Origin of the sequence: Alistipes sp. (genome assembly GCF_020026455.1) — a bacterium.
Lineage (GTDB): Bacteria > Bacteroidota > Bacteroidia > Bacteroidales > Rikenellaceae > Alistipes.
Window position 1 is genome coordinate 141,551 of sequence record NZ_JAHHQJ010000001.1, and the last position, 17,128, is coordinate 158,678.

A 17,128-nucleotide genomic window follows, 5' to 3' on the forward strand; every position below is an offset into this window, starting at 1 on the left:
TTCCGCTCTTTGGCTGACATGTCGAGAATTTCGAACCGCATATTGCTGACGCTCCTGCTCGGTCTGTTTGTAGCAGCACCTCTTGCGGTGCGCTCCCAGGGATTCGACGCGAGAACCCTCCAGCGTGCCCAGCGCAACGGCCAGACGGGCAACCTCTACGGCAGCAATCCCTTCGAACAGCCCGAAGGCGAGGATGGCGAGAATCAGCAGCCGCAGGATACCACCAAGAAGGAACGGAAAATCCGCAAACCGCTCGAGTCCTATTTTTTCAACGACTCGATCCGCGCGCTGAACAACTTCAAATGGCATGTGAGCCGCGATTTCAACCGTGTCGAGATCGGACCTTTGGACACCACGCTGACCGATTACCGGATCGACTATCCGTTCTATCGGGAGGATGTGGGCGACATCGCCCAGGGGGCTCTGGGCCAGACGTCGCTGCCGTTGAACTATTTTCGGCGTCCGCAGTTCTTTGACTTCAGTTTTGCGAGCCCCTACTACGCCTACACCTACAACATGGAAAACGTGCCCTTCTACAATACGAAGAGGCCGATGATCCGGATGAATTACGCGGAGTCGGGGCAGAAGCGTTTCCGGGAGGAGAATTTCGGCATCATGCACGCGCAGAACATCTCCCCGACAACGGGTTTCAACGTCGACTACAAGGCGCGGGGCACGCGCGGACAGTATGTCTGGTCGCGGACCAAGAACCATAACCTCGCGGTGGCCGTCAGCCACACGGGCAAGCGCTATTCGGTCCATGCGGGCTACTACAACAACCACATCGAGCAGCAGGAGAACGGCGGTGTGGTCGGCGAATGGGCCATTGCGGACACGACCTTCGAGATGCCTTCGGGTGTGCCGATGCGGCTGGCCGATGCCGAGGCCAGGAACCTCTACCGCAACAATGCCTTCTTCGTTACGCAGTCTTACGGCATCCCGCTGCAGCGGCTGACGGAGAGCGATTTTTCGATGGCGAACCTCTCGGCGGTCTATGTCGGCCATTCGTTCGAGTACAGTTCGTGGAGCAAGGTCTATACGGACCGGAACGAGCCCTATACGAACGAACGGGACCATCGGGACGAGAACGGCGATTTCGTCTCGGCCGAGGGGCGTTATTACGACAATTGGTTCATCAACCCCGTGGAGACGCGCGACTCGATCTACGAGCGGAACATTTCGAACCGCTTCTTCGTTCAGGCGCAGCCTTGGGACCGGAACGGAGTCGTGGGAACGATCGACGCCGGTATCGGTATCGACATGCACACCTATTCGCAATTCGAACTGAAGGATTACCTGACGGGGAAGTATACGAAGGTCAACAAGACGAGTTACTTCTTTTACGGCTCTGTCGGCGGAAAGATTAAGAAATATGTCGACTGGGACGGAACCCTCCGGTTCTACCCGTCGGGCTACAGAGGCGGAGATCTCTCGATCGGCGCGCACCTTGCGCTGAAAGGCTATCTGCGCGGACACCCCCTGATTCTCGAAGGCCGCTTCACGATGGACCGGCGGTCGCCGACCTACTGGCAGGAGAATCTATTCTCTAACCATTATATATGGAATACTCCTCTAAGCAAGGAGAATGAAACTCGGTTCGAGGTCAAGTTTTCGGTTCCCGATTTCGCGTTCGAAGCGGGGGCATGGCAGGGAGTCGTCTCCGACAAGATCTACTATGCGTCGGACAGCAACGTCGCCCAGCACAGCGGCAACGTCAGCCTCACGAGTGTGTATGCTCGCAAAGATTTTCGCTTAGGCGGACTTCATTTGGACAACAGGGTATTGTTGCAGTGGAGTACGGATCAAGATGTTGTACCCGTTCCGCTTTTGAGCGCCTACCTGTCGTATTACTACGAATTCTGGGTCGTGCGCGATGTGCTGCGCCTGCAGATCGGTCTGGACGGACGCTATAATACCAAATATTATGCGCCCGGTTACAATCCGGCTCTGTCGGTGTATTACAACCAACGGGAGGTCGAGACGGGGAATTACCCCTATTTGGACGCTTTCGTCATGGGAAAGTGGAAGAGAATGCGGATATTCCTGAAATATCAGCATGTGAACAAGGGACTGTTCGGTAACGGAGAATATTTCTCGGCGGCTCGCTATCCGCTCAATCCGGGCATGTTCAAAATCGGTATCTCGTGGGGATTCTATGATTGACGTGCTGTTCTGCGCGGTGTAAGCTGCCCGCAAAACAACCTTTTATGTTAAAAAAGACCGTATTAACGTTTGCGTTCTTAACCATTCTTACGACATTTTACGGCTTCAACGCTCAGTTCAGCGCACCCGCGACGGACAACGCCCTGAACACACTTGCCGAGATGCACCACGCTCCGCTCCCCGAGGGCAGCTATGTCATTTCGGCCTACGACAACCTGATTCGCAACATCAGCGAAGAGGAGGGCCACGACTGGCGCCTGATGAGCGCCATCGCCTACCACGAATCGCGCTTCACGCCCGACATCTCCTCGCGCAGCGGGGCCCGCGGGCTGATGCAGATCATGCCTTCGGTGGCGCGTCAGTTCGACGTCCCCGCGGCCGAGATCTCCGATCCGAAGACCAATATCTGGTTGGCCAACAAGCTGATGACAAAGATCATGACGTCGCTCCGTCTTCCAGACGGAATCCCTGAAAAAGACCGCATGAGCATCATCCTGGCTTCGTATAACAGCGGGATCGGCCATGTGAACGACGCGCGGCGTCTGGCCCGTTTGCACGGGGAAAACCCCAACTCGTGGGAAGTCGTGGCCCGGTATCTTACGCTGAAGGCCGAGCCGGAATTCTACGAGAACGAAGTGGTCAAATGCGGGCGCTTCACCGGCAGCCGGCAGACGCTGGCCTATGTGAACGACGTGATAGGACGCTACGACAGATACTGTCGTATTGCCGGAAGGTAACGGCGACAGGACAATTAAAGGCAGGACCTCGCAGAGGATCCTGCCTTTTTTGTTGGTGGCGGGCCGTGAAAAAGGCGCTCCGGGGAGGAAGCGCCTTTTTCGGATGGTCCGTGCCGGCTAATAGACCCACTCGAAATTGTCGACATAGAGGACGTTCGAGTTGCAGCCTGCCATGAAGTCGCCGTAGGCGCTCGTCGAGCAGGAGATCACGATCTGATACATTCCCGACGGCTTGGCTTTCTGGTCGTAATAGTTGAGCGGCAGCTGTATGTCGATCATCTTGCCGCCGGTCGAACTTTTGTCGATGAAGAGCGATCCGTAGGCGATGATCGGCCCCTCTTCGAGGCTATTCGTCTCTTCCGGATCCCAGGTTCCGGTGGGGGCTGACGTGCCCGATCCTACCTCGCGGCGGGCCTTCCAGTCCACGATGGCAACCATGATGCGGGCCTTGTCCTGGTCTCCCTTGTGAAGCGGGGCGCCGAAGTTCTTGTCGATGTTGACGATGCCGATGTGTTCCGCGTAGTATTGCAGTTTCAGCGCCTTGGGGCGGGCCTTCCAGGTGTAGGGCTGGCCGAATGATACGACACCCCGGGTCAGCATGTCCTTCTGGAAGGGGCCCGAGAAGAGGTTGCCCGAAGCGAGGATCCCCACGGCGGACGTAGCCTGAAGTTTGGCGCGCATGCCTCCGTCGAAGGAAACCTGCGTGCAGAGCCCCTTGGTGAAGGTGTTGTTGCCGCTGCCCCAGAACTCTGCGGTCTTGTTGTTCTGCCCCCAGCAGCTCAGCGAGCTGTCCTCCATGTCGCCGTTGGGAATCGTGTTACCCGCGGGGGCTTCGTATTCGATCAGCTGGGTCTGCTCTCCCTTGACCGTCAGGCGGAATTCGTAGGTGTGGCCTGCGAAAAGTCCCTTGTTCGGCACAAAGTTGTGAATGGCCAGCCCGTGGGCGTTGGTCGACGAATTCCACTCGGGAGCGAGCGTTGCCGTCAGGATTCCGGCCTCATAGCTGCTCTGCGTCATCTTCTGCCACTCCGTTTCGCCCTTGAACCGGTACTCCAAGGCGGCACCGGCGTTATGCTCCTCGGCGGAGACGAGTGCGGTGGCCGTGGCCGTATTGTTCCACAGGTCGGCGGTCTGGATGGCGACCTTCACATCGGTGGCCTCCACGTAAAGCATCCAGCGCTCGGTGACTCCGTGGCAGGTGACGTCAACGAAACGCACCGATTCGAAGCTGCTGCCCGAGAGTTCCTCGAGCGTGGGCGAATAGGTCGTGATGTCGGCGGGGCCGAGTTTGAGTTCCGTGACCTCGACATGGGCCAGGTTGATGTTGCGGGGAACGAGAACCCGGGCGATGCGGTTTTTCTCATCGATCTGGGTGGATCCGATCTGTCCCGTCACGCCGAACCGGCGCTTGATGGTCTGCGTGGCACGGATCGTCCAGTCATAATCCTGGTAGAGCGAAAGCGTGGTGTAGATCGGCGACCGCAGGTCGAACGTGCCGGTCAGTTCCCGGGAGCTGCGGATCTGCTGCAGAACCTCATCCTTGTCGAGTTGGACGCTGTGGATGACGGCGTCGTAGCCCACGGCGTTGATCTGCACGTTGCGGATATCGGTCGCTTCGTCGAGCGAGAGGGTGACCGTCCGCGACGTGACGTTGTTTTCCGAGACCGAGAAGCCTTGTCCCTCGACCTTGGCGATGCGGAGTTCGACGACCGGATAGGGGATGTCGTTGTGGATGCACGACGCGAGGAGCGCCGTTGCTGCAAGGAGTGCTGTTTTCAGATATCTGGTCATGATTTATCTCTTTTTCTTGTCCCACAGGTGTACTGTCATGCCGAAATTGATGGCTGCGACGTTGAGTCTGAAACGCATCTTCGATGCTTGGCGCGTTCCGATCTTGTTGCCGGCATCGTCCTTCTGCGTGACGGAGGTGTACTGGATGCCGCCCAGTCCGAACGAAATCGTGGCGCAGACGTTGGGGAAGATGTAGACGGCGGCTCCCGGATTGAATGCCAATTTGAGCTGCGTGTTGTCGCTGAACGTGGTTTTCATCTTGTCGTTGGCGGTGTCGGGCTGGTAGGAGAGCTTCGAGGAGCCGGTCGACAGCGAGAGTTCGAATTCGGCGAAGAGTCCGAACCGGCCCTTGGGGTCGAGGCCCGCGTAGGAGCGGTGGAAAATGCCGAACGCGTAGTTGTCGCTGTTGAAATTGACCTTCGGAAGGTTGCCCGAGGCGTCGTTGCTTTCGCCCAGATCGTAGCGCGCGGCATCGAGATTGCCGTCCATGTGGCGGTAGCCGAAACGCACGCCCAGACAGTTGTTGTCGCGGTAGAAATAGCCGATGAAGGGTTTGACCGAGGCCACCGTTCCGTCGGCGTTGATGCCGTCGAGGATGAGCATGATGTCCGTGTCGTCGCTCGACATCGTACCGTAGGAGGCCGTCAGTCCCATTATCACCTCGCCCTTGTAGACGAATTTGAGTTTGTTGATCTCGCGGTCGATACGGCGGCGAGTGGGCAGGAACCGCTTATGGTCGCGGGGCGCCGCCTGCGCTTCCGCCGACCCGGGGGCCTGCGATTGCTGCCGGCCGTCGGTCGCCACTGCCCGTTGGGTGTCCGGAATTTCGGCGGCGGGTACGTCCCCGCTTGCCGGGGTTTCCTCTTCGGAGGAGATCGTGTCGGTTGCGGCGGCTGCCGGAGCGGTTGTTTCCGTCGGATTTTCGGGCGCGGCGGCTGGCTGCGACAGCGCGTTGCCGCTCGCGATAATCAGGGTCAGTAGGGTGCAGAGTATGCTTCGTGTCATAGTATGCCGTTTTTAGAGATAGAAGGCCATGCCGAGGCCGATCGAGAAGATATTGACCTTGAAGTTCATCATGCTCGTGTTGCGCTTGCCCACGGTGACCTGGTTGTGAACCTGTTTGGTATGGGTGTAGTTGATGCCCATCACGCCGACGTTGACTTCGACGGCCATGTTGTTGGTGGCGAAGGCCACGATACCGGGCGAAATCCCCAGCGAGAAGGTGTACCCCGTTTCGTAGGTACCCTTCACGGGCGAGTCGTTGGCAAAGCGCGCCTGGGTGCCTCCGGCCACGAGCGACATCTCGTTGAACAGCGCGAAGCGTTTGTTGCGTCCCAGCGGGATGTACTGCCGCCAGGTTGCCGCCGCCGAATAGGTCTGCTTGAGTGAGTAGAAGTCTCGGGCCACGATGTTGGTGCCCGTCTCCTCGTTGCCGAAATGCAGCTCGGCATTATCCAGCTTGAGCAGCGTGCGCGAGTAGATGAAGCGTCCTCCGAGGGCCATGTTGTCCCGGAAGGCATAGGCGATCATCGGGCTGACGCGGAAGGTGTATCCCTTCGAGTTGATTCCCTCGATGACGAGGAACTGATAGCCTTTGTTGGTATGTGTCGAGTAGGAGGCCGTCCCGCCGAAAATCCACTGTCCTTTCGGCACGAACAGGTTGTGCGTGTCGGTAAGTCCGCGCTCCCGGCGCATTTCGTTGATTGTTTTCGGGCGTTGGTCCGTAGCCGTCTCGGTTCGGACGGCGGTTGTTTCCTGTGCGCGCAGCGCCAGTGCCGGGGCCGAGAGGCCCAGTGTGAGGGCGAGCGTGCGGATGAATAGTTTGCGCATCTGTTTGCGTTTAGTGATTAGTATACCCATTCGAAATCGTCTACATACATGACATTGCCCAGACAACCTACCTTGAAGTCGCCGTAGGCGCTCGTCGTACAGGAAATGACGAGAGTGTATGCGCCCGTAGGCTTGGTCGTTTTGTCGTAATATTCGATCGGAATCTCTACGGTTGTCATCGCATCGCCTGATGTGGTTTTGTCAATCAGCAGCGATCCGTAGGCGATGATGGGGCCTTCATCGGTTTTATTGGTTTTGGCGGGGTCCCACACGCCTGTCGGTGCTCCCATGCCGGCGACAGTCGCGTGCCGACTGCTCCAATCGACGATAACGGCCAAGATGCGTGCACGGTCTTGGCCGTCTCGGATGTATTCGTGCTCGGAGGCCGTTCCCTTATTGACGGCGCCCACGGTAGCGTGGTATTTCAGCCGTAGTGCCGTTGGGCGTGCTGTCCACTGGTAGGGCATTCCGAAACTGGCTGTTCCCGAAAGACTCGCAAAACGGAATGTTGCCGAGAAGAGGTTGCCCGCAGCGAGCAGGCCGAATGCCGACTGCGATTCGAGCTTGGCGCAGTGGTTGCCGCCCATCCCGGTTTTGGTCGACTGTGCACACAGCCCCGAAGTTGCGGCATTGCCGCTGCCCCAGAATGTCGAGGATGCCGATGCGCTTTTGTCGAAGCAGGGGAGCGAGCTGTTTTCCATGTCTCCGTCGGGGATTTGCTGCCCGGCGTCCGCCACGAAGGTCGTTGTATGGGGTGTGTCTCCGATGATGGCCTGCGCCTCGTAGCTGTTGCCGGCGAAGATACCGGTGCCCGCAACGGGGCGGTAGACGGTCAACTTCGCGTCGTTGGCCGATTCCTCCCATTGGGCCGTGAATGTGGCCGTATGGATGCCGTCTCCGGCGCTTATCCCCTCGGCGTTGGTCCACTGACCGTCTTTGGTGCGCAGACCGAATTTTACGGTCGTGATGTTCGGATCGAGGATCAGCGCACGCAGCGTGAGGCTGTTCGTCCAGAGGTCGTAATCCGTCTTTCCGATGGGCAGAAGACCTTGCAGCCGGTATTCCGAGTTGGCGAGGGCTTCGGAGGCGGCCGAATCCGTGACGCGGATGGTCACCTGGTGGCTGCCGCCCGCATGGTTGGCGAAAAAGGCGTCGGAGAGGCTGACCGTCAGGCTGATGTCGCTCTGCTTGACCACCTCGATCCCGTCGGTCGGATTGGTGACGGCACCGTCCTTCAGCACCTCATAGCTGTCGTCGCCGATGCCGACCCGGATGCTCTTTACGGCCGACATCGCCGTTATCGTGTAACGTTTCGGGGCGGTTGTCCCGGGAATGAAATCCTGCGGTTGGGCCATGTCGAAATCCTCGCTTTCGATACTCGGTTCGGGGCTGAACGGGAAGGTGTCGTCGTAGTCGTCGGTCGAGGTGTCCACCTTGACGACGAAGCATTCGATGAAGCCCGGCAGGTCCTTCGAGAATCGGAAGGAGACGCTGTATTTGCCGCCGGTCTGTACGCCTTCGAATTTGCGCTCCTTGACGATGACGCCGCGGTCGGGATGCGTGCCCTCGAATCGGATCGAGAGCGTGCTCACCCCCTCGGGTATGGTGAAGTAGCCCTTGCCGTCGGCCGTGTATTTCAGCGCCGGGACGCTGCCCTGCTGCGCCTGCTCCTGGTCGAACGAGTCGGCGGCGACTACCCACGCATGGAAATTCTTACCGAAAGCGGTGGATACCGTGGCGTCGAACTTCACCTCGGCAACGACGTTCTGGCGTTTGCATTCCACTTCGGCGACGGTTGTCTGCCCGGCAGCCACCGTAAAACTCTTCTCGCCCTTGTGGAACCGTTTGGTGAACGAGGCGGGGACGGCCTCTCCGGCGTCGACCTCCACGCGGTATTCTCCCGCGAGCAGTTCCAGCCGTTCGGGGAGCGTCTCCCCGGTGTATTGGCGCAGCAGTTCGCCGCCTCCGCGGTAGATGCGTACGGCGAGGTGCTGCAGGGGATCGTATTCCCCGTCGGCTTCGGCCCGTGTTGCCGAAACCCGCATTTCGAGCGTCCCCGTGTTGCCCGCGCCGGCGCTCCCGGCCGTCTCTTTCGAGCAGGCGGCCGTCAGCGCTGCGCAGAACAGCAGGATGGCATATCTGATTCGCTTGCTCATTTCTTGATGGCTTTGAGTTGGATGGTTTTGGTCGTGGTCTGGCCTTTGTTGTCCGTGATGGTGAGTTGGAAGTTGAAGGTTCCGGAATCTCTACCACTATCCTCGAAGACGGTAAAGATCAGGTTGACAAATCCCGTGATGGAGAACTGCGGGTCGAACGAAGTCTTGTTGCGCACGTCTTCATTGACGGGGAATCCGAGTTCGGTGATTATCTGTTTGTTCGCTCCTTCCATATTGCAGAGGTCGAACTTTTCCGGAATCTTCATCTCCGCGAGCAGGGGCTTGAGTATTTCGGAGATGATGGTCACCTCGAACTTTTGGATGCCGGCCGGGACCTGAATGTCGAGGTCGATCTTCATGTCTTGAGCCAGAATCTGCTGTTTGTCGATGTTGTAGCCGACCCATACGATGCTCGGGGGCGTCGGACCTTCGGTAGCTGCGTCGACCGCGAGCGTCAGCGATGCCTGGGTCGAAAGCCCTTGGGCGTCGGTTATCGTGAAGGCGAATGTGTGCGTGCCCCCGTATGCGGGATAGAGCAGTTTCATGGCTTTTGCGATGTCGAAACTCTTTGCTGTCACGCCCTTGAGCTCGCTGCCCAGCGGGAGGCCGAGCCCTGCGAGCACCGTGTAGGCGGGGTGAGACGTCCCGATCGAGCAGAGGTCGAATTCCGGTCCGCCGATTCCGGCCACCATGCCGGTCAGACGGGAGTTGTCCGACGTGATCTTCACCGCGAACGATTCGACGCCGTTGGGTGCGGCGAGGTTGAATGCGAACGGTCGGGTGTAGTTGCCCTGGCCGTCGAACATCGAGGCCTGCAGCTGTACGGGCTTCGTGAGGTCGTAGCCCGGACATTCGAGGGTCGGGGTGACGGAAAGTCCGGGTTCACCCGGGGTGTCGGGCTCGTTGACCTGGATTTCGTCGTCCTTCACGAAGTCGTTGACGTCGATGTCCAGTTTGATGTCGCCCTTGTCCGAATGGGTGATCACGATCGAGAGCTTGCGCCATTGTCCGGCCTTGACGCCCGAGATGCTCTTGTTGATCCGGACGGGAGTGTCGGGGCTGTCGGCGAACGCCCCTTCGAGGTGGAGTTTGAGCGTGTTGGTCTCGCCCTGCGGCATGAAGTAGGCCGCGCGCGTCTCCTGCTTGAGGAAGGTCATCGTCGCATCGCCCAGCGAGACGGTCGATTGGGTGTTGTCGGTGAGCTGGTCGGCGAGGTCTTTCGAACACATCAGCGTCACCTTGATGTTGTTCAGCGTGCAGACGATCTCCTTGACGGAGGTGGTTTGCTCCTTCTCGATGACGAACTCTTGCGACCCGAAGTAGACGGGGTGTTCCCATTCGGCTGCCGGGGTCGCGGCGGTCTCTTCCGAACGGGCCTCCATCGTGTAGCTGCCCACTGGAAGCTCCAGCCGGCCGGTTTCGCCGATCGAGACCTTCAGGTCGCCGTAAGTCTCCTGGAGCACCTGCTCGCCGGATGCGTTGCGGATTTTGATGATGAATGCGTCGACGTCGGGCTGCGCCTCTTCCGCGCGGGTTGCCGCCCCCTGCGCCCCCTGTGTCTCGTCCGACGTGTCGTCGGGCCGGGTTTCGGTGTCGGTGTCGACCACGACGCGCATGCTCATGTCCGCCAGCGTCAGGTAGCCTTTGGCATCGGGGTCGGGCGGCGTGCCCGCTCCGTTGTGCTTGTAAGCGGGGTCTTCGTTCACACAGCCGGTCGCCAGCAGCACCGTTGCTGCCGCGGTCGTCAGAATCTTGGTAAAGCTTTTCATATCGCGTTGTTTTTATTTGCAGAATCGATGGCCCCGTCGTTGAGCTCCACGTCGAGGTCCCGGGTCTCGGTGTATCCTTCGCCGAGGGTGATGCTCAGCGTCGCGCTGCCGGCATTCCCGGCGTCGAGGGTGAAGATGTGGTGCGTGGCGGCGCGTGCCGCTTCGAGCGGCTCGGGGGTGAAGGTGTAGCGCGGACCCTCCGAGGTGCCGTTCTGGCTCTGGCCCCGGGCCGTGCCCTTCACGGTGAGCGATTTTCCGGCCTGCACCCAGATCGCTTCCGCTTCGGCCGCCTCGCAGGGCCGGAACGTGAAGGTGTTGCCCGCTCCGGTCGTCACGGTGAACTCCGCGTTGTTGTAGTATTTCCTGAACGCCTCGGTGGCACGTACCAGAACCTGCGCCTTGGCGATCGTCGCCGTGATCCGTGCGGTGCTGGTGCGGCGTGCCGTGACCTCGATCTGGGTCGAACCGGCGTAGTAGGGTTTGTCCACGCCTTCGGCCTCGGGATCGCCGTAGGTGACCGTGACCGTGTAGCGGCCTTTGGGGAAGTTGTGGGCGGTCTCCTCGGCCTCATACGCCGCTACCGTCGCCCACGTGCGGTCGACGGTTTCGCCCTTGATCCGCAGGGCGAAATCCGTTCCGGCGGGTTTTGCCGCCGCACGGGTCGTGGTCTGGGGGGCCATTGCCGCCGTAGCGTCGATCGTGGCGTCGGCCTCGCAGGCGATGCGAATGGAGCCGCATCCCTCTCCGGCGGGGATCTCTTTCTTGTCGGAGCATCCTCCGGCTGCGACAGCTGCCGATGCAAGTATGTAAAGCAGTTTTCTCATGGCGGCTATTCGTTGACGATGGATACTTTGATATTGTCGAGGTAGAGCCAGTAGTTACCGTTGAATCCTCCAAACGGGGCACTTGTGGTCGTCGAGGATACCATCCATGACGCACGGGTCGTGCTTGCGGCTGCCGGAATGGTGAATGAAGCGGTGTTGGTAATGTTGTCGTAGTTTTGATTCTGATTCTGGTCCTTTCCTTCGGTCCCGGGGATGATGGCTTCGTTGATACACAGATTGGGAATAGCCGTTGATCCGGGTTGCCAGCCTGATTCTTGGGTGTAACCGCAACTGTAAATGGCATTTCCGTCGCCTGGGCCATTGGGCCCGATCAAACTGCGCTCTATCGACCAACGTCCGCCTTTGTAATTGAAAGAAACGGTTACTTTCACCGATTTTCCCGATTTGATCCCGCTGAGAGGGGCGGAGTCGATACGGGCCTTGTAAGTATTCGATTTAAAGGATTGGTTTTCAACCCGGGCACAGATTCGTACGGCCTTGCCTGCGGCAACTCCCACGCGAGCTGCGGTCCAGCCGGGGGTTGAAAGTCCCCAAAGGCTTAAATCAATTGCCGTTCTGTTGCCGGGGAGAATTAGAAGGCCTCCTACTTCCGGGTTGTCATCGCTGCTCGCATTCTGGCTGATTGAACTGAAATCCTCCGCCAGCAGGTAGGGGACGCTGAGTGCGATGCCGTTGTTGCTGAATTCGGTGATCTGCGGCATCGTTAGCGAACTTGACACGATGGCGTTTTTCGACTCGTACTGTACCGTGACGGTCTTGCCCGAGAGGTTGTCGGTCCACGAGGGTTTGAACACCAGGGTGTATTTGCCCTCGGTATCGGGGGCAAATGCGCGGACGTTCGATCTGTTGTCGAACAGAGCGCCTTCGGGTGCCGTGAGGGTGATTTTTTCGACCGCCTCGCCCAGCGTTGCCCTTCCCTTGTCTGTCGGCAGCGAGAAGCTCAGACGCGTGTAGGCGTGCCCGAGGGCGGGAATATGGTAGGCGATCGGGGTGGTATGGCCCTCAGAGAAATGTTTGCCGGGGATGTTGCGCGGCTCGGATTCCCCGGTTTCGCCGATCGCCGTGATGGTCACCTCCTGCTCCGGGGTGAGTTCCGCCGGTGCGATGACGGCGAAGACCACATCGCCCGCATCCTTCGGTGTGTCGAACCGCAACGTCAGCGTGTTGCTGTCGCCGGAGAGCACCGGCGCAGCGGCGGGATCGGTGGCATCGACCGTCATGCGCCCCGTGACGGGCTGCGGGAATGCCAACGTGATCTCCGAGATCTTTTCGCCCAGGTCGTTTTTCGGAATGCTTATTTTCAGCACGTGCACTTTGTGGCGGAACTGGAACTGCACCGTCTCGCCGGAGTTGTTCTTCTCCAGGGCCGGGGCCTTGACCGGATCGGCCACCATCACGTCCCAATTGCCGTCGAAGTCCCCGTTCTGCACATCGGGGATCAGGTAGGAGGCCTGCGTGCCTTTGCTTTCGGCCGGGACAGGCGACACGGCGTAATAAGTATAGGTGTCCGCAGGCATTTGCGGGATGTCGCTCCTGAATTTGGCCGTGTTGTAGTCGGAGTTGTAGTGGTAAAGTTTGAACGGCTGTTTGCTGAGGATGGTCTCGGACCGGGAGTTGAGGGCCCAGAGTGCGATCTGATCGTCGGAAGTCCATTTGACCGAGAGGCCGTCTTCGGCGAGCTGGGTGCGGGACCGGTCTTCGGATTGGATGTCGATCTTCGGACCGGATCCTACCGAGACGCTGATTGTTTCACTCGCCGGCCGGGTGCCCGTCTCCGAAGATTCGGAACAAGCCCCGAAGGCCAGGGGCAGCGCGAGTAAAATAATCCGGAAATTTATTCGCATAAAATAGATTCTTTTATCTGTAATGTGTACAAAAATAGGGACAGGTTCCCTTTCGTGGAAATAAATTCAACGAACTCTGAAATTTTTATCACGAACAGCTCTCTTTTTCTTCTTGCGGATGCTCCTTTTTGGGGATGCGGAGCACGGATGCTCCCGGTCGGAGCCGGCGAGATCAGGCCCTCTTTTGGCCCTTTTGCCTGCCATCTGTTGACTCTCTTTGGGCTTGGGGTTTTGGGGCATTGGGGGCGTTTCGGAGCCTCCCGGAGCGGGGCAAGGCCGTTCCGGGGGCGGGTGCCCCCGGCTTGTCCGGTCCGTACAGCCTCCCTTGCCTCTCCCCTCCGCCGGTCTTGGTCGGTTTATGTGGGTGCAAGCAAAAGGGCCGCCCGGAACTCCGGGCGGCCCTTGTTTTCGGTCGGGGCGGCTATTTCAGGTATTTGTCGAGCCAGCCGAAGAATTCGCGGTTCCAGACCAGCGAGTTCTGGGGCTTGAAGACCTGGTGCGCCTCGTTTTCGAACGCCACGAGCCGCGCCGGAATGCCCAGCACGCGGGCCGCCGTGAAGGCCTCGAGCGACTGGGTGTAGGGGATGCGGAAATCCTTCTCACCGGTGATAATCAGTATAGGCGTGTCCCACTTCGCGACGGACTTGTGCGGCGAGTTGGCGTAGGACCGCTGTGCCATGGCGTTGGTCGTGTCCCAGTAGGAGCCTCCGTAATCGTTGTTGACGAAGAACAGCTCCTCGGTTTGGCCGTACATGGAGTCGAAGTCGAAGATGCCGCAGTGGGAGATGAAGGCCTTGAAACGCTTCTCGTGACATCCGGCGAGGAAGTAGACCGAATAGCCGCCGTACGATGCCCCGACGCATCCCATGCGTTCCCGGTCGGCCCACGGTTCGCTGGCCACGTCGTCGATGGCTGCCAGGTAGTCGCGGATGTTCTGTCCCGAGTAGTCGCCCGAAATCTGGTCGAGCCATTCCTGTCCGAACGAGGGCAGGCCGCGGCGGTTGGGAGCGACGACGATGTAACCCTGCGCCGCCATCAGCTGAAAATTCCACCGATAGCTCCAGAACTGCGATACGACGCTCTGTGGACCGCCCTGACAGTAGAGCAGCACGGGGTATTTTTGCGACGGGTCGAAATCGGGCGGGAGGATCACCCACGTCAGCATCTGCTTGCCGTCGGTGGTCTTCACCCATCGTTTCTGCACCTCGCCCATGCGGATGTGGTCGTAGACGGACTTGTTGATGGTCGAAAGCTGCGTCAACCTGCCGTCGGTCGGGTTCACGTCGAAAAACTCCGTGGCCATCGAGATCGTGCACATCTCGGCGGCGATCCGCTCCCCGGCCATCGAGAAGGCGTTGATGTCGTGGTCGCCCTTGGTGAGGACCTCCACCTCGCCGACCGACGGCGCGACGCGGCAGATCTGATGCGTCGCCTCGATCGGGGCGATGAAGTAGATGAGGTCGTTGCCGCTCCACACGACGTTCATGGCGTTGTAGTCGAAGTCGGCAGTGAGGTCCTGCATTTCGGCGGTCCGGCAGTCGTAGACGAACAGGCGGGCCTTGTCCGACTCGTTGCCTGCGCGGCGCTGCGAGAGGAAGGCGATCTTCGAATCGTCGGGCGACCAAACCGGGTATTTGTCATAGCCGACCATCTCGGCCAGGTCGAAACACGCTTCGCCCTCCGCGGCGGGTTTGCCCGTGAGCGGTTTGCAGATATTGGTCGTCTGGCCCGTCTCGAGGATGTAGACGAAGATGTCCGAATCGGTCGACATGGCATATTCGGTTCCCGTCAGGGGCTTGCAGGTGTAGGCCAGCATTGTCCCGGCGTTGTTCCAGGCGATTTCGGCCATGTCGAAATAGGGGGCCAGCGGGGCGTCCCACTGCGCGTCGGGCATGATGTCCCTGCCGTTGGTCACGACATCCCCGTCCAGTTCACCGATGAAGATGTGGCGGTATTCGCCCTCGTCCCAGTAGTCCCAGTGGCGCACCATCAGGTCGTCGTAGATGCGGGCCTTCGACTTGTCCATGTCCTTGTAGATGTCCGACGAACGGCGGTTGGCCGTCTGCACGGTCTGCACCCACCAGATGTGTTTTCCGTCGGGGCTCACGCCGAATCCCTCCACATCGGAAGCCTTCCCGGCGTCGCCGCAGCCCGTGATCTGGGTCGCGTCGCCGCCCGTGGCGTTCATCCGCCACACCTGCATCGAACCGCCGCGGTCCGAGAGGAAATAGATCTGCCGACCGTCGGCGCTCCATTTCGGCGAGAGGCTGTTCGACGTGAAGTCCGTCAGGCTTGTCACGGCCTTCGAGTCCATGTCCTGGATCCGGATCGTCGTCACGCCGCGGTTCTCGGCCATGTTGTAGTCGGTCTGCTGGTAGAGGAGTGTCCGTCCGTCGGGCGAGAGCGACGAGCCGCCCGCGCGGCTCATCTTCCACATCACCTCGGGGGTGAGACGTCCGGCGGCGATCTCTTCGGCCGTCAGCGCATTGTCGATCTTCAGGGGCTCGGGATGCTTGCTGCACCCGCCGAGGCCCATAGCTGCAATAGCCGTCATCAGGAGAAATTTTTTCATTTTTTGAGGTTTCTTACGTATATTTGTTCACAAATTTCCGATGAAAGGATGAACCGTACCGTTTATTTCGCCGACAGGGCCGTGACATTCACGGCCGAAACTCCCGGAGAGGGGTGGTATGCCGTTGCTGCGTCAGCCTGCGGCGGCATATCACGCGACAAGATACTGAATTTTCTCGAATCGCACAACTCCGTGGCCGTCGTTTCGGACGATCCCGACCGTATTTTCGCCGACTTTGCGGCGGATTTCACTCCGGTCGAGGCGGCCGGGGGCGTGGTGGTGAACGACTGCGGCGAGTGGCTGATGATCCACCGCAACGGCCGTTGGGACCTGCCCAAAGGTCACCTGGAGCGCGGGGAGCGCATCGAGGAGTGTGCTGCGCGCGAGGTCGAGGAGGAGACGGGTGTGGCGGCGGAGGTTGTGCGTCCGCTGTGCGAGACGCTCCACGCCTATTATTTCCCGAAAACCGCGCGCTGGGAGCTGAAGCGGACCCATTGGTACGAACTGCATGCACCCGGGGGCGGAGGGCTGACGCCCCAGATGGAGGAGGGTATCGACTCCGCGGTGTGGTCTACGTCCCGCGAGGTGGCCGAGCGTCTGCGCGACGCTTTCCCGACGATCCGCTGCGTGGCGGCGGCAATGGGCCGGAATTAGGCGTTTTCCGCAGTCTTGGTGAGCCGTCGCCGCGCGGCTTCCCGGTATTTGCGCGAAATCTCGATCGTCATTGCGTCGATCTCCACGTGTGCCGGGCCGATGCGGCCGATGCGCAGCGTGTTGACAATGAACGAGCGGTGGATGCGCAGAAAGCGGTTGTCCAATTGTGCCTCCCACTGTGAAATGCGGGTTTTCGTGCGGTAGGCGCCGCCGTCGGCGGTGTGAATCCAGACTTCGCTGTCGTTCGATTCGACGTAGCTGATTTCCGCGGGGTCGAGCGTGACCTTGCGGCGCTCGGAGATGAAGCTGATCGAAGGGGCATGGGGACAGCGCCGTTCGAGGTGTTTTTCGAGGATCATCTCCGGGGTGATGAAGGCCATCAGGACCAGCAGGATGAAGGGCGGGTTGAGTAGCAGCCCCGGCATCCCGGCATCACTGGCCCCGAGCACTACGACATGGCCCAGCATCAGCGAGAGGTATTCGACGCCGAGAATCGCCAGCGCGAGGTAGAGTGCGTCGAGGGCCCCCCCCCGTCGCCGGTTTTCGAATGACAGCTGCGGCACGAAATAGCGGGCCGTGAGCATTCCGGGCATGAACAGCACGCCGAGCAGCAGGGCGTCGGCAAAGGGATAGCCCAGACCGACGAGGACAAGGGCGATGACGAGCGTGGCCGAAAGCCACCAGACGATGGGCAGAAACTGTTTCATCCAAAAAATCCTTTTTACAAATATAGGTAAAATCACGCTCCGGTGTCTCCGTCCGACCCC

12 protein-coding genes are annotated in these 17,128 nt (G+C 59.8%); 3 read left to right on the forward strand and 9 right to left on the reverse strand.

The annotated features are described in order from the left end of the window. Positions 1 to 18 precede the first annotated feature (18 nt). Together QZ460_RS00555 and QZ460_RS00560 are read left to right on the forward strand one after the other, a co-directional pair. Complete coding sequence (locus QZ460_RS00555) at positions 19 to 2,163, forward strand: putative porin (protein WP_290539634.1); 2,145 nt, start codon at positions 19 to 21, stop codon at positions 2,161 to 2,163. A gap of 44 nt (positions 2,164 to 2,207) precedes the next feature. After that, positions 2,208 to 2,900, forward strand: coding sequence for a transglycosylase SLT domain-containing protein (locus QZ460_RS00560; protein WP_290539635.1), 693 nt, complete (start codon positions 2,208 to 2,210; stop codon positions 2,898 to 2,900). A gap of 117 nt (positions 2,901 to 3,017) precedes the next feature. On the opposite strand, the gene QZ460_RS00565 is transcribed toward QZ460_RS00560, so the two are convergent. The 8 genes from QZ460_RS00565 to QZ460_RS00600 all read right to left on the reverse strand — a co-directional run bounded on the left by QZ460_RS00565 (position 3,018) and on the right by QZ460_RS00600 (position 15,707). Further along, the gene (locus QZ460_RS00565; protein WP_290539636.1) at positions 3,018 to 4,691 is read right to left on the reverse strand and encodes a PCMD domain-containing protein; all 1,674 of its coding nucleotides are present in this window, start codon (positions 4,689 to 4,691) and stop codon (positions 3,018 to 3,020) included. 3 nt (positions 4,692 to 4,694) lie between these two features. Further along, positions 4,695 to 5,696 carry a hypothetical protein gene (locus QZ460_RS00570; RefSeq protein ID WP_290539637.1) on the reverse strand — a complete coding sequence of 334 codons (1,002 nt, stop codon included), beginning with the start codon at positions 5,694 to 5,696 and terminating at the stop codon, positions 4,695 to 4,697. A gap of 12 nt (positions 5,697 to 5,708) precedes the next feature. Further along, entirely contained in the window at positions 5,709 to 6,521 is an 813-nt protein-coding gene (locus tag QZ460_RS00575; RefSeq protein ID WP_290539638.1) for a hypothetical protein, read from the reverse strand. A gap of 17 nt (positions 6,522 to 6,538) precedes the next feature. Continuing rightward, positions 6,539 to 8,677 (reverse strand): DUF4493 domain-containing protein, encoded by a 2,139-nt coding sequence (locus tag QZ460_RS00580; protein WP_290539639.1) that lies wholly within the window; start codon positions 8,675 to 8,677, stop codon positions 6,539 to 6,541. After that, positions 8,674 to 10,446, reverse strand: coding sequence for a DUF4493 domain-containing protein (locus tag QZ460_RS00585; RefSeq protein ID WP_290539640.1), 1,773 nt, complete (start codon positions 10,444 to 10,446; stop codon positions 8,674 to 8,676). The genes QZ460_RS00580 and QZ460_RS00585 overlap by 4 nt, the downstream gene beginning before the upstream one ends. Continuing rightward, on the reverse strand, positions 10,443 to 11,270 hold the full coding sequence (locus tag QZ460_RS00590; protein WP_290539641.1) for a DUF4493 domain-containing protein: 828 nt from the start codon (positions 11,268 to 11,270) through the stop codon (positions 10,443 to 10,445). Before QZ460_RS00590 ends, QZ460_RS00585 begins: the two co-directional genes overlap by 4 nt. 5 nt (positions 11,271 to 11,275) lie before the next feature. Next, positions 11,276 to 13,135 (reverse strand): fimbrillin family protein, encoded by a 1,860-nt coding sequence (locus QZ460_RS00595; RefSeq protein WP_290539642.1) that lies wholly within the window; start codon positions 13,133 to 13,135, stop codon positions 11,276 to 11,278. Between the two features lie 421 nt (positions 13,136 to 13,556). Next, positions 13,557 to 15,707 carry a S9 family peptidase gene (locus tag QZ460_RS00600; protein WP_290539643.1) on the reverse strand — a complete coding sequence of 717 codons (2,151 nt, stop codon included), beginning with the start codon at positions 15,705 to 15,707 and terminating at the stop codon, positions 13,557 to 13,559. Between the two features lie 48 nt (positions 15,708 to 15,755). Between QZ460_RS00600 and QZ460_RS00605 the strand changes: the two genes are divergently transcribed. Next, positions 15,756 to 16,361, forward strand: coding sequence for an NUDIX hydrolase (locus QZ460_RS00605; protein ID WP_290539644.1), 606 nt, complete (start codon positions 15,756 to 15,758; stop codon positions 16,359 to 16,361). On the opposite strand, the gene QZ460_RS00610 is transcribed toward QZ460_RS00605, so the two are convergent. Continuing rightward, positions 16,358 to 17,068, reverse strand: coding sequence for a LytTR family DNA-binding domain-containing protein (locus QZ460_RS00610; protein WP_290539645.1), 711 nt, complete (start codon positions 17,066 to 17,068; stop codon positions 16,358 to 16,360). The two genes, QZ460_RS00605 and QZ460_RS00610, sit on opposite strands and share 4 nt — an antisense overlap. Between the last annotated feature and the right edge of the window lie 60 nt (positions 17,069 to 17,128).